The organism is Arthrobacter sp. NyZ413 (assembly GCF_049390645.1).
GTDB lineage: Bacteria > Actinomycetota > Actinomycetes > Actinomycetales > Micrococcaceae > Arthrobacter.
The window spans coordinates 3,971,626-3,992,678 of sequence record NZ_CP155434.1; the positions used below are offsets into that span (position 1 = coordinate 3,971,626).

Consider the following 21,053-nt stretch of genomic DNA (forward strand, 5'->3'; position numbering starts at 1 on the left):
AGAATGTACAAATTCGTACTTCGTAGGCTCGGCTTCGCCGCCCTGTCGCTTTGGGGCGTCGCGACCATCGTGTTCGTCATCTCGAAGCTCATCCCGGGCGACGTCGCCCGGGTCGCCGCCGGGCGGCTCGCCACCGCCGACCAGGTTGCGCACATGCGCGAGGTCCTCGGACTGAATGATCCGCTGTTCCTGCAATACACGGGATACATTTCACGCCTCGTGCAGGGAAACCTCGGCACGTCCACAATCACCCGCCAGAGCGTCATGGGTGATCTCGGCGCGGTGCTGCCCACCACTATCCAACTCGTGCTCCTCGGCATGTTCATCACGGTGCTCATCGCGGCCCCTGTGGGCATCGCAGCAGCGGTAAGCGAGGGAAAGGCCGCGGACATCGCAGCCCGGATCGTCCTCGTGACGAGCGGCGGCGTTCCGGTGTTCTGGCTCGCGATCATGATGCGCTGGATCCTGGGATCGGTCCTCGAGTGGTTCCCCATCTCCGGAACGAACAGCGTCGACGGCGGGCCACCGACGGTCACGGGATTCACGGTGCTGGATTCGCTTCTGTTCGGCACCATCGGCAACCTTGGGGATTCCGTGTTCCACTTGGTCCTTCCCGCTCTCGCGCTCAGCGCACCGTTCGTGTCGACGCTCGCACGCCTGATCCGGTCCAACATGATGACGGCCCTGAAGGCGGACTACATCACGTTCGCGATCTCCAAGGGAGTCCCGCGGCGGCGCGTTATCACCCGGCATGCCTTCCGGTCCGCGCTCGGCTCAGTGCTGACCGTATTCGGCATGCAGTTCGGCTGGATGATCAGCGCCGCGGTGCTCGTCGAGGCTGTGTTCGGGCTCCCGGGCATCGGCAGCTATTTGTACCGGGCCATCATCAACCAGGACACGTTTTCCGTCCTCGCATCGGTTGTCGTGATCGGATTCGTGTTCATCGCGACGTCCTTCATCGTGGACCTCCTCCAGATGGCGATCGACCCACGGGTACGGCACGCCCAGTTAGGAGCAGCATGAAATCCGAAACAGCGGGCGCTCCGCCCGCAAAGCTCGCCGGCGCCCCCTCAGCGATAAGCGCCGCAGTGTCGGCCGCATCGATCGGAGGGGCGGCCGGGCGCCTGGGCCTGCGCTTGTTCGGCCGGCGGACGGCCGGCGTGGACCGGATGGCGTTCGGCCTCGTCGTCCTCCTCGCGCTGGCCTCCGTCGTCGGACCTTTCGTCACACCGTACGATCCGTTCGCCGTCGAGACCTCCGAGGCCCTCCGCCCGCCGAGCGCCGCGCACCTGCTGGGAACGGACGACGTCGGACGCGACGTTCTCTCGCGGCTCCTCGCCGGCGCGGGCCTCACCCTCCTCTCGGCAGCTGCGATTGTTGTGCTCGCCGCCGTCGTCGGGATCGTCGTCGCGAGCGTCGCGGCGTTGCTTCCGCGACGCGCCGACGAAGCAATCATGCGGGCTTGCGACATCTTCATGTCGATTCCGTCCCTCGTCCTCGCGCTGGGGCTCGCGGCCGCACTTGGTCCCTCGATGCTCTCGATCATCGTGGCGATGGTCGCGGCCTCGTGGCCGAGCACGGCACGGCTCATGCGCGGCATCCTGCGCGAGACGATGTCGTCGTCGTACGTCGAATCCGCCAGGATCCTCGGCATGTCGCGTCCGCGGCTCATGCTCCGCCATGTCCTCCCGAACTCGCTCGACGCGATCTACGTCCAGGCAAGCATGGAAATCTCCGGGACGATCGTCATGATTTCCGGGCTCGCGTTCCTGGGCGTCGGCGCTCCGCCGCCCAGCCCCGATTGGGGCTCCATGATCGCCGAAGGCCAGCAGTACACCACCACTGCTTGGTGGATCTCGCTGTTCCCCGGCCTCGCGATCAGCCTCGGCGCGATCGCGTTCGGGCTCGTGGGTGACGCGGTGCGCAGCTTCGTCGATCCGTCCTCAAGGAGGTCCTCGTGAAGGAGCCGTTAGTGCACGACGGCGGTGCCCTCCTCAGCATCGCGAACCTCACCGTGTCGCTGCCCGAACGGCAGCGCACGATCACCGAGAGCGGCGATCTCACGCTGGTCGAAGGGCTTTCGCTCGACATCCGGCCGGGCGAGCGGCTCGCGCTCGTGGGCGAATCGGGCTCCGGGAAGTCCCTGACCGCGCGCTCGATCCTCCAGCTCGATTCCGCGCTCAAGCTTGAGGGATCGATCACGTGGAAAGGGTGCGAGCTCCTTGGAGCTTCGCGCCGCGTGCTCCAAAAGGTGCGTGGCGCGGAGATCTCGATGATCTTCCAGGACCCGATGACTGCCCTCAACCCTGTGCTCACGATCGGCGAGCAGGTAGCGGAGCCACTGCTGGTGCGCGGCGTCCCGCGGCGCAAGGCATACGCCCGCGCGGTGGAGATGCTGGACCGGCTTGGCGTGCCGAAGGCCAAGGAACGGATGCGTGCCTATCCCGGGCAGTTCTCCGGGGGCATGCGGCAGCGCGTCGTGATGGCGGCTGCGCTCGTGGCGCAGCCGCAACTGTTGATTGCCGACGAGCCGACGACGGCCCTCGACGTCCGTGTCCAGGAACAGGTCCTCGATCTCCTTGAGGAGCAGTCGCGGGAACTCAATCTCGCGGTCCTGTTCATCACCCACGACCTCGCGATCGTCGCTGGCCTTGCCCAGCGGGTGGCCGTCATGTTCCGGGGCCGGCTCGTCGAGGAGAAGCCGGTAGACGAGCTCTTCGACCATCCAGACCATCCGTACACGCAGGGGCTCATCGGATCGATCCCCCGCATCGACCTCGATCCGGACACCCGGCTCACGACAGTCGAGGACTACCTCGTCCTCCAGGGAGGTGCGCACCATGACTGATGTCCTGCTCCGCGTGGAGGGGCTGTCAAAACGCTTCGGCTCAGGCCGGCGCACCCACCAAGCGCTCGATGACGTATCGTTCGAGCTGCGGCAAGGAGAGATCCTCGGCTTGGTCGGAGAATCGGGCTCGGGGAAGTCGACCATCATCCGTTGCCTCGTTGGACTAGAAAAGGAATCGTCCGGGAGCATCCTCTACCAGGGGATCAATCCCGCGGCGGCGAGCAAAAGCCAACTGCACCGCTACCGGCGCGACCTGCAGATGGTCTTCCAGGATCCGTATTCGAGCCTCGATCCGCGGATGACCGTGCGGCGGATAATCGAAGAACCGATGCTGGTCATGGGCGGTTATTCAGAGCGGGAGCGGCGTGAGCGCATCCATGAACTGATCCGGCTTGTGGGCCTCCGGGACGAGCATCTGGACCGTTATCCGCGGGATTTCTCCGGCGGACAGCGGCAAAGGATCGCCATTGTGCGGGCGCTCGTCGTCGAACCAAAGGTCCTTTTATGCGACGAACCCGTGTCCGCGCTCGACGTGTCCGTCCAGGCGCAAGTGCTGAACCTCCTCAAGGACATGCAGCGTCAACTGGACCTCACAGTGCTTTTCGTCTCGCACGACCTCGCGGTGGTGAAGTACCTCTGCACGCGCCTTGTTGTGCTCAATCGCGGGCGGGTGGCGGAGAAGGGGTCTGTGCCGGAGATCTACGAGAATCCGCAGGATGCCTATACGAAGGCGCTGCTCGAAGCGGTTCCCGTGCCGAACCCCGCTGCCGAACGCGAACGCCGGGCTCGCCGGCTCGGCTTGGCGGTGGCGCGATGAACAAGATTGGAGTGGACGTCAAGTTCGAGGACGGCCGGTCATTGCTCGGGTCGGATCCGTTCGAGACGCTGTCAGTTGCGTATGACCTTGGATTCGAGGGCATACTGCTGCGCACGGTCGACGAGGCTTTTCCCACGCTCGATTCCGGGGCGATCCGCGAATTCGCAGCGGAAGCGAAAGCCCGGAGCATGTTCATCCAACTCGGCCTCGGCAAGGTCAACCCGTACATGACAGCGGAACTCCCGCGGGTCCGGGACCTCGGACGCGGAAGCTACCTCGGCGGAATGGAGCGAATGGTCGGCCTCTGCGCCGAATACGGATGGACCGAGGCCTGGACCGCCGCCGGCGCGTACCAGCACGACCTGCCGGCCCCGTTCTGCTTCGAGCGGTTCAGGACCGACGTCGACTGGCAGGACCAACTCGACGCAACGGCAAAGTTCCTCCGCAAGCTTGCCCCGATGCTCAGGGAACACGGGGTGCGGCTCAATCTCGAGACACACGAGGAAATCACCACGTTCGAACTCCTCCGCCTTATCGATGAGATCGGCGACGACGTATTGGGGGTCTGCCTCGATCCGGCAAACCTCATGGTGCGGGGGGAACTCGTGGACGACGCCGTTCGGAGGGTCGCTCCTTACGTAAACATGACGCACTTGCGCGACGCCGTGATCCTGCCGACGGAGGACGGTCTCTCGAGGTTCCTCGCACCGATCGGGAAGGGCGCGGTCGATTGGAGCCGGTTGCTCGACCACGTACTCGGCGCCCATCCGGAGCTCGACCTCGTCATCGAGGGAATCGGCGGTTCACGGGCCGAGATGCTCGTACAGCCCGACGACCCCCGGTGGATGGCCATGCATCCGGACATGGACGAGGCGGACGCGGAGGAGCTGAGGAAGCTCGCTTCGTGGTTTCACGCCGAGTCGCTGCTCGGGCGGGCTCCCACCGTGGCCGAACTCCGGGCATCGCCTCCAAGCGGTCCCGACTACACGGACTTCCTGGCCACTTCCCTCCGCGCGCTGAAGGCAGCCCTCGACAGCCGCGCTACTTCATCCCTTGCACCTTAAGGAAAGAGAAAACCCATGCAAGAAACGCTTGAACTCAACGGTCTCGCCGCCGCAGTGGACTGCGAGGTCGTTTTCCCCGGAGCCCCGAGCTTCGAATCGCTGCGGCATGTGTGGAACGCCGACGTCGACCGGCATCCCGCCGCGATCGTCCGTTGCACCACAGCCGAACACGCCGCTAGCGCCCTGCGCTGGTGCGTCGAGAACGGGATGCCGCTCACGGTCCGCGGCGGCGGACACAACCTGGCCGGAACGAGCGTTTCCGACGGCAGCGTCCTGATCGACACCGGCCTCATGAAGAACGTGCAGATCGACACCACCGCCCGGACCATCACGGTCGGAGCCGGTTGCCGCTGGGGAGACGTGGACCGGGCCGCGGAACCCTTCAACATAGCCCTTCCTGCCGGCGTCGTCTCCCACACCGGGGTGGCCGGACTGACCCTCGGAGGTGGAATGGGTTACCTTTCGCGAATGTTCGGTTCGACCGTCGACTTCCTCCGCGAAGTCGAGATCGTCACTGCCGACGGCACCATCCGGCGCGTGAACGCGGCAAATGAGCCGGACCTGTTCTGGGCGCTCAAGGGGGCGGGCCATAACTTCGGCATCGCCACCGAATTCGTCTTCGGCTATGTGGACCTCCCCGGACTCGCCACCGTGCGCCTCGCGCTGTACCCCGCGAAGTACCGCAAAGAGATCCTCCAGCGATTCCGGGACACCGGCCCCGCCATGCCGGATAACGTGGGCAGTTACGTCCGGCTCTACCGCTGCCCCGAGTATTGGTCCCAGGTACCGCGGGAGCACCGGGGACAGCCGATTATTTCCGTCGCCACCGTCACCTACGGAGATCCGGAACTCGAGCCGCAGCTCAGCGGGCCGATGTTCGAATCCGGGACGCCCATCTACCAAAGCGTGCGTACCATTCCCCACGTCACGCTGCAGCATTCAACCGACGACGAGTTCCGCTATGGAATCTCGCACTACTGGCGCCACGTCGCCTTCCGCGAACTTCCGGACGAACTCCTGGACATCGCGATCGAGCACGCTGACGCCTACCCCGGCCGCTCACTCAACTCGAGTTCCTTCATCAGCCACCAGGTGATGTGCCCGTTCGAACTCATCGCGGGCAAGCTCGTTCCACGGGACCATAGCAACGACTCCACCACCGATATCCACTCACGGTGGGCGGGCAACATCGGCGCGGATTGGGAGTTCGCGGACGAACGTTCCGAGCTGGTGGATTGGGTCAAGCGATTCACGGCGGCCGTGAGCGAATGGGAACACGGAACGTACATCAACTTCACCTCGGAGCACAGTGACGCCCGGAGCGCGCGGAACATTTACGGCCCGAAGTATCGGCGACTCGCCGAGATCAAGGCGTCCTACGATCCCGCAAACGTTTTCGATCACGGCCTCGTCGACCTTGACCTTGCGGCGGCCGACGGCGACCTGGCGGGAGAGTAGCCGACCGTGCTCCACATTGGAGTTGACAGCACCAAGTTCTCCGAAGCCAGCCACGAACCAGCGTTCAAAATGCTGGAGCGTTCGGCCGGGCTTGGCCTGGATGGAGTCTTCTTCCGGTCCATCCTTGAACTTAGCCCCACGCTTGACCAAACCGAGATCGAAGAGTCGATGCAGGTTGCCCGCGAGCTCGGTCAGCGGGTCGAAGCCGGGGTGGGGAAAGTGAACCCGTTCGCTACCCCGGAAGCGCCCCGGATCCGGGCGTTGGGCGACGGCGATTACCTGCTGGCACTGCGGAAAATGATCGAAGCCGCTGCCAAGGGCGGCATCCACGAACTGTGGAGCGCCACGGCCAATTACCAGTTCCGGCACTCGGGGCTGTACGCGTGCGACCGGTTCAGGACAGACGTGGACTGGAGCGAACAACTCGCCGCAACCGCGAAGTTCCTGCATCGGCTCGCCCCGATCCTCCGTGACAACGCAACGCACTTGAACTTGGAAACCCACGAGGAAATCACCACGTTCGAACTCGTCCGCCTTGTCGAAGAGGTCGGTCCTGACGTCCTCGGCATCACCTTCGACTCGGCCAACGTGCTGGTCCGTTGCGAAGACCCGATAGCCGCCGTGCGCCGGGCGGCCCCCTACATCCGCTCCAGCCACATCAGGGACGCCGCACTCCTGTTCAGGCCCGACGGGATCGCGCGCCTCCTGGCACCCGTGGGCGACGGGGTCATCGATTGGGAGCTGTTCCTGGAGCCCCTCCAGGACCACGACCTCATGCTTTCCATCGAAGGCATCGTCGAAAGCACCCGGGGCGAGATGGCCCTCAACATCTACGACGAGCGCTGGCAACGGGGACACCCGGACCTGACTCTCGCCGAAGCGTTCGAGGTCATCCGGCTCGCGAGCGCTTACGAGTCCCGCGCGGCAGCGGGCGAACTTCCCACCTTGGACGAGCTCCATGCGCCACTGGGTGCGGACGAATCACTTCAGTTCATCGAGCGCAGCGCCCGGCACCTCCGCGAGGTCATCGGGCGCCTCGCACCATCACAAAACACGGAAAGGCAGGAACCAAAGAATGGAAAATACCCTCAGTGAAGCGTTGCGGGGCTACCCCACCTTGAGCCTCAAGGAGCGGGACCGCCGGTGGGCCTCTGTCCGCGGGCTGCTCAAGCGCGAAGGGCTCGACGGCGTTGTCGTGTTCGGTTCGGGGCGCGACAATGCGGACGCGTACCTCACGAACGAGGCCAAAGGCGCGATTGTGCTGCTTACTCCGGAGGAGGATCCCGTCCTCTTCCTGGGCGACGTGCCGCTCAACCGATTCGACGCACAGGCTTCCCGGTGGGAACGGTGGGTGGACGAATGGGTGCACGGCGAGCCGATCTCGGCACTCGCGTCCCGCATCAGGGAACAGGGCCTCGGGAAGGCGCGGCTCGGCGTCGTCGGTCTCACGAGCCGGATGGTCGGCGAATGGGCGGGCACCATCTCCCACACCACGTGGACGCGCGTCCTCTCTGAACTGCCCGACGTCGAATGGGCCGATATCGCCGACGCCTACGAATCCATTGCGATCATCAAGAGCCCGGAAGAACAGGTCTTGCTGCGGAGGGCTGCAGCGCTGGGCGAGGAGGCGTGCCGCGCGTTCGTCGAGACCGCGAGGGCAGGTGGCAACGAGCACCAGATCGCCGCGGCTTCGTTCCATGCGATCATCGCCGGCGGCGGCTGGGTCCGGTGGCCGTTCATGCTCGAACGCGCCGGCGAGAGCATGTTCGCCTGGTCGGTTCCGGAATGGTTCGAGAGTGGCGGGGCTCCGCGCATCCTGCGGCCTGGCGACACCATCGCGGCCGAGATCTTCGCGTTCTACGGCGGCATGGAGTCCCAGCAGCAGATCGATGTTTGCGTCGGCGAGCCAAGCGTTTTGCTCCGCGAACTCGAATCCGTGTGCGTGGACTCCTACCAAGCCGGACTGGCTGCGCTCAAGCCAGGGATGCGTTTCTCCGAACTCGCGAAGATCATGGAGGAGCCCCTGCATAGCTCCAAGACCTGGAACACGGGACCGATGGTCCAGACCGTCTCGCCCATCTACAACAGCGCAACCCGCCTCCACCCGGAAGTGGATCCCGCGCTGTCCCGCCTGGAGCGGCTACCGTCGGGCGTAGGCCTGGACGGAGACTTCGTCATTGAGGAAGGGCACGCATTCGCTTTCGAACCGAATGCCCTCCGCGACGGTCAGCGCGTGTGCATTGGCGGAACCGTGCTGCTTGGGCCTAACGGTCCGGAAGAACTCAACAGCATCCCGAACCGCCTGAATGTCATCTGACCGAACCACGTGTTGAGGAGCCCGTCCGGCAGCCCCATTCGAGGCGGCCGGGCGGGCTTTGCGCTGTTTCGGGCAGGCTCGGGCCCGCCGGGCTAGCGGCCCAGGTCTCCGTTGTCGATTTCACCAAGAACTTCGTAAGCCTCGGCCACTTTCAACACACTGCGCTCCCCGCGGGAGTGGAGGTGTTCGAGCACCCCGTCAGTGATTTGGGTGCATGCGCTCATCGCCGCCGCATAGCTGTCGAATGCGCCCACGCCGTCGATCGGGCAATCGACCCAAATGTCCGCGAATTGCGCGTACCGGCGAGCGGTGGAATCGGCGATCAGTATGTTCTTCGCGCCCGTAGTAGGCAGGAAGCGCATGATGTCGCCGAACCCGGACACCCGCCGTCGGAAGCCGACGACGACCACTACGTCTCCGGCGCCCACGTGGACAAGTTCCTCGCCCAATGACTGGCCAGGCTGCGGTGCGAGCACCACCCTGGCACGCACTTGGGCGAGGGACTCCCGCAGGCGCATGGCGACGGGGTACCCGGTGCGGAAGCCGATAATGAGCACGTTCCCCGCGGAAGCGAGCGCTTCGCTGATGTCGGTGAGCAGGCTCCCTTGAAGCTGCTCGCTGACGCGCCGGAGGTTTTCGACTTCCAGTTTGAATCTCTCGGAGCCGTCAACGGGCGAGGGCGCTACCCCGAGGGGGATGCCGCGGCCACGGAGGGTACGAAGGTGGTCTTTGACCTCGGCGAAGTCCTCGAAGCCCAAAGCGGAGAACAGCCGGCTCACTGTTGCCGGCGAAGTGCCGCTCATCCGGGCGAGTTGGGAAACGCTATACGTTCCAATGTCTCCCAGGTTGTCCAGCACGATGTCCGCCACCCGCTGCGCACGGGGTGGAAGCGTCGCATACACCGAATCGATCCTGGCGTAGATCGAGCCTTGGTCTTTCCCGTCCGCCGCATCCTGCATCGCCCTGTTCCTCCCCTGCCCCGTATGCCGATCAACAATAGCCCACGATCGAGGGTGAACCCGTCCGGACCCCGGCCACGCCGAGGGCTTGCGCTATCGACTCCACCCTGCCAGACTGATGAAACAAATTGATCATCTTTGATTTGGATGAAAAAAACCATTCATCATTCAGCTCTCTCCGCTTCCGGATCCTCCGGCCGGCCACCCCTCCCGGCCACACCAACATGCGTTCCAATTCATGGAAATCAAGGAGCAACGATGCCCCACCCCGATCCCTCGCCCGTCCCCGAAACCTCAACCCTCGAAGACCGCAACCGAACCTTCAAGCGGGTTGTCCTACGAATCCTCCCCTTCGCAACCCTCATCTACGTCCTGGCATGGCTTGACCGGGTCAATGTCGGATTCGCCAAACTGACCATGCTCGACGACCTCGGCTGGAACGAGGCCATCTACGGCGCCGGCGCAGGAATTTTCTTCCTCGGCTACTTCCTGTTCGAAGTTCCCAGCAACCTGCTGCTCCAGAAAATCGGGGCACCCAAGACGATCATGCGGATCGGCATCGGGTGGGGCGTGGTTTCCGTTCTCATGGCCTTCTGTACCGAGGCCTGGCACTTCTACGTCCTCCGATTCCTGCAAGGCGCGTTCGAAGCCGGGCTCCACCCCGGGCTCATCCTCTACCTGACGTTTTGGCTTCCGGCACATCGCAGGTCCAGGGCCATAGCCATATTCATGTCCGCCTCACCCATAGCCCTCCTGGTAGGCAGCCCCCTCGCCGCCTACATCATGACAAGCACTAACGGAATGCTGGGGGCAGCGGACTGGCAATGGCTCTTCATGATCGAAGGCTTCCCGTCAATCATCCTCGGCATCCTCGCCGTCTTCGTCATGACCGCCAAACCAAGCAGCGCCAAGTGGCTCAGCAAGGAAGAACAGGCCCACGTCGCCTACGAACTGGACAAGGAATCCGCCGAACAAAGCCACCGTGAACACCGGTTCAGCGCCGCCCTCCGCTCCAAGTCCGTGTGGATACTCATCCTCACCCTGTTCTGCATCATCACAGGAAACGCCACGCTCTCCTTCTACGGTCCAAGCCTGATCACCGCAGCCGGTTTCACCGACATCACCTCGGTGGGATGGATCATGTCCGGAATCTTCCTGTTCGGATGGATCGGCATGATGGTCAACGGTTGGCTGTCCGACCGTCGCCAGGAATCGCGCTGGCACACCGCCTGCGCCGCCGCTCTGGGCGCCCTCGGCCTGATCCTCGCCGCCATCGCACAACAAGCCGCAAGCCCCGTAGGGGTCGTCCTCGCTCTCGCACTCTCTGCCGCAGGGACCATGGGCTCGATCCCCGTCTTCTGGAGCCTGCCGCCGCGCTTCATGTCCGGCACGGCACTAGCCGCGGGACTCGCCCTCATCAACTCCATCGCAAACCTGGCCGGCTACTTCGCTCCCCAGTTCCTCGGCGTGATCAAGACAACCACCGGTGTCTATTCAACGGGCCTGTACATCATCGCGGCCGTCGAGTCCATAGCCGTGGTGCTCGTGCTGCTCTGCATCCGCAAGCAGTCTCCCGGCATCCCCGGCGGGGTCAACGCCACCATCCCATCAGAAATTGGCTCCTAAGCGACCGAAACCGCGTCCAGGCCAAACCGCCGCCATCAAGGAAAGGAGGTAGATCGAGTAGTGGGTCCACTCCTCCTGATCAACCCAAACACCAGCAAGCCAACAACCATCGAAATGGTGGACGTCGCCCGCGCCGCCGCGACCAACCACGAAGCGATAATCGGCGCAACAGCGCTTCGAGGCTCTGACCTGATCGACGACGACGGCAAGCTGGCAACCGCCGCCGAGGCCGTCGTCGAACTCGCCCAGTCGCTGGAACTCGCGCCATACCAAGGCATCATCGTTTCGGCTTTCGGCGATCCCGGCGTCGAAGAGCTTCGCCGCCGGGTTCCGGTGCCCGTCACCGGAATCGCCGAGGCCGGGATCTTCGAAGCCGCACGGGACGGCCGACGCTTCTCGATCGTCACCACCACGCCGAGGCTGGCTTCCGCCATCAACGGAAGAGTGGCCGAGTACGGCTTTGGAGACCTCTACACGGGCCTGCGCCTGACCGAAGGGAATCCTGCCGAAATCATGAAAGATGCCGTTCTGCTGGAAGAGAGCCTTTCACAGGCCTGCGAGATCGCCTTGGTGGAGGACGCCGCCGAAGCGATCGTCATTGGCGGGGGCCCCTTGGCGCTATCCGCTGTCGCATTGCGGCGACGATTCCCCGTTCCCATCATCGAGCCGGTCCCTGCAGCCGTGCGCCTGGCTCTGGCCAGGGCGGCGCGGCACGAATCGCTCACGATCTAGACCAACCCCTGAGCGCCCTCCCGGCGCATCAACCAACCCAAGAAAGAGGAGAAAGCTACGTGACGATCACAAGCGAACCCATCTCGAACCTCGCCGAAGAGGCAGCCGAAAGCCTGGGCATCGGAGCATCGCTTCCCCGCGAGACCTTTGACCACAGATCGATGGAACTTCCGGATGAACTTATCCGGGGAACCAGCGACGTCCATGTCCACAGCGGTCCATGGCTCCAGTCCTGCCCCGGCCGGCTCGATCCCTTCCAGATCGCGGTACAGGCCAAAGCCGCCGGAATGAAGTCCCTGGTCTTCTACGATCACACCCTGGGCATCAGTACCGGCACGGCCCAGTTGGCGAGCCGGCAGGTTCCAGGGATCAACATCTTCGGCGGGATCATCCTCACGAGCGTCCTGGGCGGACTCAATCCGCGCGCCGTGAAAACAGCACTGCATTACGGTTCCGGAGCGAAATTCGTCCACTTCGGCGCTCACTGCACCCACTACATGGTCACGCACGAAGGCAGCTTCGTTGACGGCAAACCAGTGCGGTTCGTGGACCAATACCCCAAATTCGCGCAGGACGAGCTGCCACGCGCAATCCGGATCCCGCTTGACGGATCCGTCCCGCCGGAACTGGTGGAAATCCTTGGCTTGATCTCCGAACGTCCGGATGTGCACTTGAACACGGGCCATTTGTCCGTGGATGAAGCGATCCGCCTGGTCGACCTCGCCATCGGTTTCGGAATCAAGAAGATCGTGGTGGCGCACCCTTGCCGGGCACGCATGACGACAGAGCAGCAGAAAGAACTCGCACAAAAGGGCGTGCTCCTTGAAGGAGCGGTTTCCGACTGGATGTTCCACCGGGGACTGCGGAGGACCAACTACTACGTGGAGCGTGAATTGGCGGACGAGATCGCCGGCATCGCGAGCACCCCGGAACTCAGCGCCGGCGTGGTTCCCTGGGCAAAGCAAATCAGGGACATCGGCGTCGAACATTTCCTCCTTGGCACGGACTACGGAATCCGCTCCGGGCCCACGCCCGTGGAGGGAATGCGCACCCTGATCAGCACGCTGCTCGACCTGGAGTTCACGTCCGAGGAAATCCACACGTTGACCAAGTCCAACGCGGACTGGCTCTTCGACCTGGACTGACGGCGGCGCGGCCCCGCCCCCGTCACACCTCTCAGTCCTGGAAGTACTCGATCCTCGCGCCGATCGTGTTGAGCCGCTCGGCGAGGTCCTCGTACCCACGCTCGATCACGTAGATGTTGCGCAGCTCGGAGGTACCCCGGGCTGCCAGCATCGCGAGCAAGAGGCACGCGGCGGGGCGGAGGGCCGGCGGGCAGCCGACTTCCGCGCCACGCCACTTGGTTGGCCCGTTGACATAGATGCGGTGCGGATCGAGCAGCTGCACCTGGGCGCCGAGCTTGTTGAGTTCGGTCAAGTAGATCGCCCGGTTCTCGTAGACCCAGTCGTGGATCATGGTCTGGCCCTCGGCGTTGCCGGCGATCACCGCGAAGAACGGCAGGTTGTCGATATTGAGCCCGGGGAAGGGCATCGGGTGGATCTTGTCTTCCGGAGCGTGGAGGCGTGACGGCCGGGTGGTGACATCCACGAGCCGCGTGCGGCCGTTGCGGGCAAAGTACTCGCCGGAGATGTCCAATTGCTGGCCCATCTGCTCGAGGGTGGCCAGCTCGATTTCCATGAACTCGATGGGGACGCGGCAAACGGTGACCTCCGAGTTGGTCACGATTCCCGCGGTAATGAGGCTCATGGCCTCGATCGGGTCTTCGGACGGGAAGTACTCGATGTCGACGTCGATTGAGGGCCTGCCTGTGATCCGCAGCGTGGTGGTGCCCACGCCGTCGATCACCACCCCGAGCCCCTGCAGGTAGAAGCACAGGTCCTGCACCATGTAATTGGGGCTGGCGTTGCGGATCACGGTGGTCCCGCTGCGGTGCGCGGCTGCCATGATGGCGTTTTCAGTCACGGTATCTCCGCGCTCAGTGAGCACGAAGGTGCGGTTGTCGCCGTCGGCCGGAGGTGCCTGCACGGAATAGAATCCGGATTTCGCTTCCACCGAAAGCCCGAACTGCCGCAGCGCCTGCATGTGCGGTTCCACGGTCCGGGTTCCGAGGTCGCATCCCCCGGCGTAGGGCAAGCGGTACGAGGCGGCCTCGTCTAGGAGGGGGCCAAGCAGCATGATGACGCTGCGCGTGCGGCGGGCGGCCTCGACGTCCATGGAAGCGAGGTCCAGCGTTTCCGGACGGCGGATCCGAAGGTCGTTGCCATTGAGCCACGTACATTCGACGCCGATGGAGGTCAATACTTCGACGATCCGGTTGACCTCTTCGATCCGCGCGAGCTTGCGGAGCGTGGTGGTGCCGCGGTTGATGAGGCTCGCGCACAAGAGGGCGACGCCGGCATTCTTGCTGCTGTTGACGTCCACGGATCCGGACAACGTCCGTCCGCCTTCGACGCGCAAATGGGTCATCTGCGACCGCCCGACCTTGACGATGGTCCGGCCGAAGATCGTCTCGAGGCGTTCGATCATGCGCAGGCTCAAGTTCTGCTTCCCTTGCTCCATCCGGGCGATCGCACTCTGGCTGGTGCCCAGCTCCGAGGCGAGCTGTCCCTGCGTCCAGCCTTTCTCACTCCGGGCGTCGCGAAGAAGGAGGCCTACGTGTTCAGCAGTGGGTTGCGTCATAACCAAGGAATATCATAGATGGTCTACATGTCGAGCATTTTGTGATGCAACACGCCGATCTTGCCTAAGCCTAGTCACTTCGTGCGATATCACGTGGCCGGTTCGACAATCACTTCAACCCCCGCCCCCTGGGTTTCGCCCAAGCGCCTCAAGTACCCGGCAAAGCCCTGGGGTGCCCGTCCGTCCAGCCTGCCGGAGGTAAGCACCCGTATTGCGTCAGTGCCCGCGATTCGGGCACACTTGGATCGGAGCTTCTCGACGAGCAGCCGATCCTCACGCGTCCGGACCCCGTCAAACCCGCCCACATCCACGTAAGTGGAAGCGCGGACGCCAAGGTTGGCTCCGTAGACGTGTTCATGGTCGTCCACGAACGGATGGTGCCGCAGCCACCGCCGCAGCAGCACCGGATCCAGTTCCTCGGGATCCGGTTCAACCGTGCCCACAACGGCGTCGAACCCCGCCTCGGCCAAGTCGAGCTGCCCGCAAAGCCAGTGCGGCGGAACCACTGAATCCGCGTCCGTGTTGGCCAGCCAGACCCGTGCCATGGGCGCGACCGCGCCGGACACCCCGGACACCGCGCCGGACGTGCCGACCGCGCCGGACACCCTGCCCGACAGCGCGGCGAGCGCACCGAGGGCCCGGCTGGCTCCGGCGCTCCGAAGATGCGCCGACAGCGTCACGAACCGATCGTCGTCGCCTACCGTTTCGGCGACGGCTTTCGCCGTGTTGTCACGGCAACTGTCCAGCACCACCACCACGCCCACCGACACTTCCGGCCGGGATGCCTGCACGAGGTCCGCGGCGTAGCGGATGGCGTGGAGGGCCCGTCCGATGTGTTTTTCCTCGTTTCGGGCAGGAACGACGACGGCGACGCGGCGGATGTGCGTCGACGGCAGGACGGGGTGCTCCATGTCTTTACGATCCTTCCGGCAGGGATCCGTGGGCAGTGAACACTTCCAGGATGAAATCCTTTTCCCTGTGAAGGACTGCAGATGGCACATCCAGCCGTTTGCGCGCGATGGCATGGACCGCGTCCCCGTCGAGGGGCCAACCGGCAATCGGATGGCGCCAATGGCACATGACGAATGACCCGCCGGGAAGCAACGAGCCCTGGATCTTGTCCAGCACCGTCTCCAGTTCGTCGGCACCAAGGTAATAGCCGATCTCGGACATGACGATCAGCCCGTACCGGCCAGCCGGCCACCGCGCGGGAATCGTCAGGTGCGCGGTGCGAACGTGCCGCAGACCCCTCAACCTTGAGCGCGCATGTTCGAGGGCTTCCCCGCTCGCGTCGAGGCAGAGCAGCTCTGCGCACCTTTCAGCGAGTTCGCTGGCCAATACACCCGTGGAACAACCCAGTTCGAGGCCCGAGGAGTACTTTTCTTCCGGAAGGACGGCCAGGGTGAGGGCACGCTTCCGTTCCTCGTACCAGCTGCTCGCGTAGTGCCACGGATCCCGGGACGAACGATGCACGGCATCGAAAATCCGCTCCGCGTCAGCCGAAGAGTTCTGCCCCTTGGCCGGCGGAGTCCAAGCGAAGGTCTCCCATGTCCTGCCAAAATGCTCAAGGAACCGTGCCGGCAAGAGGGCCTCGTCGCCGGGCTCCCCTGACAGCGGTTCGGTCTGTGAGCTGTGGACCCGGAGTGCCGCTTCCTTTCGACATGTCTCCCCGGGCTCCAGACTCAACCGCAGCCAGCCGCGCCATAGCCCGTTGTCCGGGACTGCCCAGTGCCAGTACCACACGGGATATTCGAGCAAACCGTAGCCTTCGTCGGCCGCCAACCGGGCCGCAACCTCGCCCAAGGCTTCATGGTCGCAATGCCCGTCGTTGCGCAGCGGCGCAACCAAGACAACGTCGCGATTGGCATCGCAATGCGCCAGGGCTTCCTTGACGGCAGCCGCGATGCGCGGCCGGTAGGCAGCCAATCCGCCGTCGGGCAATCCGAGGAACGTCCAGTGCGCGCCGGTGGCCGTGATCTCCAAACCGGACCGGAATTCATTGAGCCGCACTTCAGCGAGCTCCTCGGCGGAATGCGTGGGCGACTGCGGATGAGACGCTTCGCCAGCGGTGCAAAGCACCACGTGGACATCGATTCCAAGGTCGGCGAGGCGGCACAGGAGGCCTCCCGCGCCGAGGGTTTCATCGTCCGGATGCGCCGCGAGGATCACGAACGCCGCTGCTCCAAGGTCCTCGGCCCCCAAGGGCAGCTCCGCGAGGGAGCCCACTTCCGCGTCGAGCCACGCGGCCTCCGGGGTTCCTGCGTCCGTGTGCGAAAAACTCACCATGCCCCTGGTCCTTCCAGGACCAGCGATCCCAACTGGGCGTCATCACGGCCGCCATGGTGCTGACGGATATACAGGGAAAGGTCAGCCACCCGCTTTGCGTATTTCGCATCGAACGCAAGTGGCCCGGGACCGAGGTTCGCGCCGGTGGCCGCGAGTATCCGCTCCGCCGTCGAGGCGATGTTCCCCCGGACCCGCAGCGCTTGGCGCCACGCGTTGTGTTCCAGCAAGCCATTATCGATGGCCGCCGCGGACACCGCCAACTCCTCAAGGGCTCCGGTCGTCAGGCGATCCGCCTCACCGAGTGCCGCGAGGGCGATTTGGTCGGGTTGCTTCCGCAAGAGCGCTGCCCGGAACGTGCGCAGCAGGCCGATCGATCCGCCCAGCCAGCACGCCGCCACTGCCATGCCGCCCCAAGCGAAGCCGGGCCGGACAAAGTACCATCCATCAGCGCCGACCGCGCGGGCAGGCACGTCTTCGAAATGGACTGTTCCGCTGGGGATTTCGCGCAACCCGTGACCGACCCAACGGGGCTCCTCCACAGTCACGCCCGGGTGGTGGAGGTCCACGGCGAACGCGCGCCGCTGCTGGTCATCCGTGTGGGCGGTCACGACGGCGGAATCCAGGTTCCCGGCCAAGGAGCACCAGGGTTTCGAGCCGGAAAGCGAAACCGATCCCGCATTCCCGCGCGCACTGAGGCGCATGTCCGGACCTTCCGCTGCGAAAACGCCCCAAGCGCCCGAAGGTTGGACGGCGCCGGAAGGTTGGACCGCACCGGATTGCTGGAGGATGGCGAGCGCGTCGAGATGTGGTTCGAAGACCCGCGCGGCACCGACATCCACGGCGGCTATGGAGACCAGCATCTCCCACAATTGGCCGGTCCTGCCTTGTCCCGGCAGCGGTGCTTGGCGTCCGGTTTCCACGGCCAAAGCGAGCAAGGCCGGTACATCTCCCGCCGCTTCCTCAACGCGGGCCAGCAAGTGCCCGAGCGCCGGCAGCCCGCCGTCGTGGCCTCCGCCGTCGTGGCCTCCGAGGGCAGGAAGCCGCACGGCCGGGGCACCGGATTCATGAACCCCGACCATTCCCGAAGCAGGCATGGATTCCGCCTTTCCCTTGGCGGACCGCAGGTTCACGGATCCGCAGCGACACCAGTCAGCACCAATCTATCAGTATGCTTACTAAGTCGCGTCGGGGGGTCGTCGGGGGTGAAACCGCCCAGGCTAGCCGGACTGCTTAAGCCATACGAAGTGCCACGTCCCCGCCCATTGGGCGGCAAGCATGGCGGCACCGGCGAGGACTGCCCCGCCCACCAGGACCCACGCGTCCAGGCGGCTATACGTGGATTCGCGGGCCCAAGTCCGCTGGCCGCCGCTGAATCCGCGCGCCTCCATGGTCACCGCCAGCCGGGACGCCCGCCGGATCGCCTGGACCAGCAACCCGAAGCTCTGGCCAAGCATCGCCTTGAAGCGTTGGACGGGACTTCCATGCGAGCCGACGCCACGCGCACGACGCGCCATGCCGATGGTCTGCCACTCCTCCGCCACAAGGCCGACCAGCCTCAGCGCGGCCAAGGTCCCCAGCACAAAACGGTGCGGTAGCTTCGCCTTTTGCGCCAAAGCGTCGGCGAGGTCGGTGGGGTCGGTGCAGCTCATAAGGAGGACGGCCGGCAAGGCGATCGCCAGGCCCCGGAGCATGAACCCAAGGCCCAGTGTGAGCGAGCCTTCGCTGATGGACCAGATTCCGACGTCGAAAAACACCCTGCCGCTGTCCGCCGAAAGGATCGCCGTGCTCCAGCCGCCGAAGGCCGCCGCGACGATGAGCGGCCATCCGCGCTGCCACAAGAGGCGCAAAGTGAGGCCGGCCAAGGGGAACAGGGCCAGTTCACCGAGAAGGGCGGTTGACGCCGAAACCAAGTCGATGGACAACGCCAGCACCAGGGTCACCATGAAGACGGCGACGAACTTCGCCAGCGGGTTCGCGCGGGTCAGGAGCGCGTTGTTGCCGCGCAGGTTCAGTTCTTGCCTCATGCCGCTCCAGCTTTCTGTCGCGGCCCCCGAAAGGCAGCTTCGAGCCGCATCTCGGTTCCGCCCAGGACGGACGTGAACTCCTGGTCGTGGGTCACGGAAACAACCGATGTGCCGGCGTCGAGCAGTTCGGACAGGAAGGACGCCAGTTCGGCCCACGTGTTGGCGTCCTGGCCGAACGTCGGCTCGTCCAGCACCAGGACGCGAGGGTGTGCGGCGAGCACGGTGGCGACGGACAGCCGGCGCTTTTCGCCCCCGGAGAGCGTGTACGGGTTGGCGTCCACCAGGTGGCCCAAACGTAGCCGCTCGAGCAGTTCGTCCACGCGGTCCTCGCCGTGGCCCAGGTGCTTGGGCCCGAACATGAGCTCGTCCAGCACGCGGCCGGTCACGAATTGATGTTCGGGCTCCTGGAACACGGTCCCGATCCGCGAGATCAACTGTTGGGCTTTCCACTTGAACGGATCGGCGCCGGCGCCGTCACTGAGCCCGACGGCGGCACTCACCGTTCCGGACACGGGCGCCAACAGGCCGGCCAGCGTCAGGGCGAAGGTCGATTTCCCCGCGCCGTTGGGGCCGGTGATGGTGAGCGCCTGGCCGGCCAGCACGTCGGCATCGAGGCCCGACTGCACGGGGACCGGCGGGATGGACTTGAATCCGCGACGGCGCGCAGGTTCACGCGAAACCGCGAGGTCACGGGCGCTCAGCAGGACCTCGTCCCGTGCCGTGGATCCGGAACCAGGGGTTGCCGTGCGCGCACGGGTGGCGGGAACGTAACCGGGTACCCACACGCCGGCAGCAATGAGCATGTCCCTCGCTTGCGCCAGCACGGCGTCGGGCGCGCCGTCGAGCAGGACGGCCGGCGTCGAACCGCTTTCGGAGGTGCTGCCTGGCTGGAGGACCACGATCCGGTCCACCAGGTCTTTCCACACGGAAACCCGGTGTTCCACCACCACAAGGGTGGCGCCGGTCTTGTCCAGGCAACGGCCCACCGCATCCCGGACTTCCAGCACGCCGGCCGGGTCAAGGTTGGCGGTCGGCTCGTCCAGGAGGATCAGACCGGGACGCATCGCGAGGATCCCGGCGAGCGCGAGCCTCTGCTTCTGCCCGCCGGACAGGGCCGACGTCGGGTGGTCCAGCGCAAAACCGTCGCCCGCGCTGCTCCTCAGCCCGACGTCGTCGAGCGCTTCATGGACGCGCTTCCAGATTTCCTCCCGAGGCACCCTGAGGTTCTCCGCACCGAAGGCGACGTCGTCACCCAAGCGGGACAGGACCACCTGGGTTTCCGGGTCCTGCTGCATGAGTCCGGCCCTTCCGCGACGGGCGCGCGGCGACTCGCCATCCACCAGCAGCGAGCCGGTTTCGTCGGCGTCGTCGCCTTCCTCGCCAAGGACGCCGGCAAGGGCGTGAAGGAGCGTCGATTTGCCCGCGCCCGAAGGTCCAAGCAAAAGGACCCGCTCGCCCGGACGAATGTCCAGGTCCAGGGCATGGATGGCCTGCGTGGCGCGGCCCGAGTGCCGCCAACCCCACCCTTGCGCGGAAATGGCGGCGGGCCGCACCACGGCAGCGGTGCCGGAATCAGTACTGGGCATCAGGAAAAGACGGACTCCGAAGCGGCCTTGCGGGACGCGAATGCGCTCAAGACGCCTGTCTTGGCAAGGCCGCGGGTGGCGATCCAGGCCAAAGCGCCGGCGATTACCGCACCGGAAACCGTGCAGAACGCGATGTAGGCAAGCTTGTCGATGGGCTCGTAGGCGATGTTCCAGCCCCACGGGAGGAAGGAATCGTTGAGACCGCAGAACAGGCCGGCGCCTGCCCCGGCCAGCAACGAAACCGGCAGGTTGAACTTCTTGTACACAAAGGCCAGGAAAATCAGCTCGGCGCCAAGACCCTGCAGGACGCCCGAGATCAGCACCGTGGTGCCGTACTGGGAGCCCATGAAGAGTTCGCTCGTGGCCGCGACCGTCTCGCAGAAGATGGCCGCGCCGGGCTTCCTGACGATTAGCATGCCGAGGACGGCCGGGATCATCCAACCGCCGGCGATGATGCCGGACAAGGGCGGGTAGGAAGCGCTCATCGGTGTGGCAACCAAGGCCATCTGGTCCCATGCCCAGAAGATCACGCCGCCGGCGATGGAAATCAGCGCAGCCACGACGATGTCGACGACGCGCCAGTTGTAACCGGGCTTGGCCATGCCCGGCCTTGCAGAAACACCAGTCATTTTGTCC

19 protein-coding genes are annotated in these 21,053 nt (G+C 64.9%); 11 read left to right on the plus strand and 8 right to left on the minus strand.

Annotated features, from left to right (window positions below):
* The first annotated feature begins 3 nt into the window (after positions 1-3).
* From ABCW42_RS18545 to ABCW42_RS18580, 8 genes are read left to right on the plus strand one after another with little or no spacing between them, the layout of a single operon-like run.
* Positions 4-1,023, plus strand: a complete 1,020-nt coding sequence (locus ABCW42_RS18545; RefSeq protein ID WP_423182567.1) for an ABC transporter permease — start codon at positions 4-6, stop codon at positions 1,021-1,023.
* Positions 1,020-1,961: an ABC transporter permease gene (locus ABCW42_RS18550; protein ID WP_423182568.1), complete on the plus strand. Its 942-nt coding sequence runs from the start codon at positions 1,020-1,022 to the stop codon at positions 1,959-1,961. The genes ABCW42_RS18545 and ABCW42_RS18550 overlap by 4 nt, the downstream gene beginning before the upstream one ends.
* Positions 1,958-2,848: an ABC transporter ATP-binding protein gene (locus ABCW42_RS18555; protein ID WP_423182569.1), complete on the plus strand. Its 891-nt coding sequence runs from the start codon at positions 1,958-1,960 to the stop codon at positions 2,846-2,848. The genes ABCW42_RS18550 and ABCW42_RS18555 overlap by 4 nt, the downstream gene beginning before the upstream one ends.
* Positions 2,841-3,665 carry an ATP-binding cassette domain-containing protein gene (locus tag ABCW42_RS18560; RefSeq protein ID WP_423182570.1) on the plus strand — a complete coding sequence of 275 codons (825 nt, stop codon included), beginning with the start codon at positions 2,841-2,843 and terminating at the stop codon, positions 3,663-3,665. The genes ABCW42_RS18555 and ABCW42_RS18560 overlap by 8 nt, the downstream gene beginning before the upstream one ends.
* Positions 3,662-4,729: a sugar phosphate isomerase/epimerase family protein gene (locus ABCW42_RS18565; RefSeq protein ID WP_423182571.1), complete on the plus strand. Its 1,068-nt coding sequence runs from the start codon at positions 3,662-3,664 to the stop codon at positions 4,727-4,729. Before ABCW42_RS18560 ends, ABCW42_RS18565 begins: the two co-directional genes overlap by 4 nt.
* Before the next feature lie 15 nt (positions 4,730-4,744).
* On the plus strand, positions 4,745-6,187 hold the full coding sequence (locus ABCW42_RS18570) for an FAD-binding oxidoreductase (protein WP_423182572.1): 1,443 nt from the start codon (positions 4,745-4,747) through the stop codon (positions 6,185-6,187).
* 6 nt (positions 6,188-6,193) lie between these two features.
* Positions 6,194-7,282 carry a sugar phosphate isomerase/epimerase family protein gene (locus ABCW42_RS18575; RefSeq protein ID WP_423182573.1) on the plus strand — a complete coding sequence of 363 codons (1,089 nt, stop codon included), beginning with the start codon at positions 6,194-6,196 and terminating at the stop codon, positions 7,280-7,282.
* On the plus strand, positions 7,263-8,504 hold the full coding sequence (locus tag ABCW42_RS18580) for a M24 family metallopeptidase (protein ID WP_423182574.1): 1,242 nt from the start codon (positions 7,263-7,265) through the stop codon (positions 8,502-8,504). Before ABCW42_RS18575 ends, ABCW42_RS18580 begins: the two co-directional genes overlap by 20 nt.
* Positions 8,505-8,596: 92 nt before the next feature.
* Here ABCW42_RS18580 and ABCW42_RS18585 read toward each other — a convergent pair whose 3' ends face one another.
* Positions 8,597-9,463 (minus strand): MurR/RpiR family transcriptional regulator, encoded by an 867-nt coding sequence (locus ABCW42_RS18585; protein WP_423182575.1) that lies wholly within the window; start codon positions 9,461-9,463, stop codon positions 8,597-8,599.
* 258 nt (positions 9,464-9,721) lie between these two features.
* Here ABCW42_RS18585 and ABCW42_RS18590 point away from each other — a divergent pair, with 258 nt between their 5' ends.
* The 3 genes from ABCW42_RS18590 to ABCW42_RS18600 are packed head-to-tail and all read left to right on the plus strand — an operon-like array spanning position 9,722 to position 12,966.
* Positions 9,722-11,089 (plus strand): MFS transporter, encoded by a 1,368-nt coding sequence (locus ABCW42_RS18590; RefSeq protein ID WP_423182576.1) that lies wholly within the window; start codon positions 9,722-9,724, stop codon positions 11,087-11,089.
* Between the two features lie 60 nt (positions 11,090-11,149).
* Positions 11,150-11,821, plus strand: coding sequence for an aspartate/glutamate racemase family protein (locus ABCW42_RS18595; RefSeq protein ID WP_423182577.1), 672 nt, complete (start codon positions 11,150-11,152; stop codon positions 11,819-11,821).
* 59 nt (positions 11,822-11,880) lie between these two features.
* Complete coding sequence (locus tag ABCW42_RS18600; protein WP_423182578.1) at positions 11,881-12,966, plus strand: DUF6282 family protein; 1,086 nt, start codon at positions 11,881-11,883, stop codon at positions 12,964-12,966.
* A 31-nt stretch (positions 12,967-12,997) separates the two neighbouring features.
* On the opposite strand, the gene ABCW42_RS18605 is transcribed toward ABCW42_RS18600, so the two are convergent.
* The 7 genes from ABCW42_RS18605 to ABCW42_RS18635 form a co-directional block, all read right to left on the minus strand.
* On the minus strand, positions 12,998-14,521 hold the full coding sequence (locus tag ABCW42_RS18605) for a UDP-N-acetylglucosamine 1-carboxyvinyltransferase (RefSeq protein ID WP_423182579.1): 1,524 nt from the start codon (positions 14,519-14,521) through the stop codon (positions 12,998-13,000).
* 89 nt (positions 14,522-14,610) lie between these two features.
* Entirely contained in the window at positions 14,611-15,432 is an 822-nt protein-coding gene (locus ABCW42_RS18610; RefSeq protein WP_423182580.1) for a glycosyltransferase, read from the minus strand.
* 4 nt (positions 15,433-15,436) lie between these two features.
* Positions 15,437-16,807: a PIG-L family deacetylase gene (locus tag ABCW42_RS18615; RefSeq protein ID WP_423182581.1), complete on the minus strand. Its 1,371-nt coding sequence runs from the start codon at positions 16,805-16,807 to the stop codon at positions 15,437-15,439.
* Complete coding sequence (locus tag ABCW42_RS18620) at positions 16,801-17,901, minus strand: acyl-CoA dehydrogenase family protein (protein ID WP_423182582.1); 1,101 nt, start codon at positions 17,899-17,901, stop codon at positions 16,801-16,803. The genes ABCW42_RS18615 and ABCW42_RS18620 overlap by 7 nt, the downstream gene beginning before the upstream one ends.
* A 123-nt stretch (positions 17,902-18,024) precedes the next feature.
* Positions 18,025-18,831, minus strand: a complete 807-nt coding sequence (locus ABCW42_RS18625; RefSeq protein WP_423182583.1) for an energy-coupling factor transporter transmembrane component T family protein — start codon at positions 18,829-18,831, stop codon at positions 18,025-18,027.
* Complete coding sequence (locus ABCW42_RS18630) at positions 18,828-20,417, minus strand: ABC transporter ATP-binding protein (protein WP_423182584.1); 1,590 nt, start codon at positions 20,415-20,417, stop codon at positions 18,828-18,830. The genes ABCW42_RS18625 and ABCW42_RS18630 overlap by 4 nt, the downstream gene beginning before the upstream one ends.
* Positions 20,417-21,046, minus strand: coding sequence for an ECF transporter S component (locus ABCW42_RS18635; RefSeq protein WP_423182585.1), 630 nt, complete (start codon positions 21,044-21,046; stop codon positions 20,417-20,419). The genes ABCW42_RS18630 and ABCW42_RS18635 overlap by 1 nt, the downstream gene beginning before the upstream one ends.
* Positions 21,047-21,053 lie beyond the last annotated feature (7 nt).

Coding starts and splice junctions, on each gene's coding strand:
- ABCW42_RS18545 (WP_423182567.1), top strand. CDS start 4: ATGTACAAATTCGTACTTCGTAGGCTCGGCTTCGCCGCCCTGTCGCTT.
- ABCW42_RS18550 (WP_423182568.1), top strand. CDS start 1,020: ATGAAATCCGAAACAGCGGGCGCTCCGCCCGCAAAGCTCGCCGGCGCC.
- ABCW42_RS18560 (WP_423182570.1), top strand. CDS start 2,841: ATGACTGATGTCCTGCTCCGCGTGGAGGGGCTGTCAAAACGCTTCGGC.
- ABCW42_RS18565 (WP_423182571.1), top strand. CDS start 3,662: ATGAACAAGATTGGAGTGGACGTCAAGTTCGAGGACGGCCGGTCATTG.
- ABCW42_RS18570 (WP_423182572.1), top strand. CDS start 4,745: ATGCAAGAAACGCTTGAACTCAACGGTCTCGCCGCCGCAGTGGACTGC.
- ABCW42_RS18580 (WP_423182574.1), top strand. CDS start 7,263: ATGGAAAATACCCTCAGTGAAGCGTTGCGGGGCTACCCCACCTTGAGC.
- ABCW42_RS18585 (WP_423182575.1), bottom strand. CDS start 9,463: ATGCAGGATGCGGCGGACGGGAAAGACCAAGGCTCGATCTACGCCAGG.
- ABCW42_RS18590 (WP_423182576.1), top strand. CDS start 9,722: ATGCCCCACCCCGATCCCTCGCCCGTCCCCGAAACCTCAACCCTCGAA.
- ABCW42_RS18605 (WP_423182579.1), bottom strand. CDS start 14,521: ATGACGCAACCCACTGCTGAACACGTAGGCCTCCTTCTTCGCGACGCC.
- ABCW42_RS18610 (WP_423182580.1), bottom strand. CDS start 15,432: ATGGAGCACCCCGTCCTGCCGTCGACGCACATCCGCCGCGTCGCCGTC.
- ABCW42_RS18615 (WP_423182581.1), bottom strand. CDS start 16,807: ATGGTGAGTTTTTCGCACACGGACGCAGGAACCCCGGAGGCCGCGTGG.
- ABCW42_RS18620 (WP_423182582.1), bottom strand. CDS start 17,901: ATGCCTGCTTCGGGAATGGTCGGGGTTCATGAATCCGGTGCCCCGGCC.
- ABCW42_RS18625 (WP_423182583.1), bottom strand. CDS start 18,831: ATGAGGCAAGAACTGAACCTGCGCGGCAACAACGCGCTCCTGACCCGC.
- ABCW42_RS18630 (WP_423182584.1), bottom strand. CDS start 20,417: ATGCCCAGTACTGATTCCGGCACCGCTGCCGTGGTGCGGCCCGCCGCC.
- ABCW42_RS18635 (WP_423182585.1), bottom strand. CDS start 21,046: ATGACTGGTGTTTCTGCAAGGCCGGGCATGGCCAAGCCCGGTTACAAC.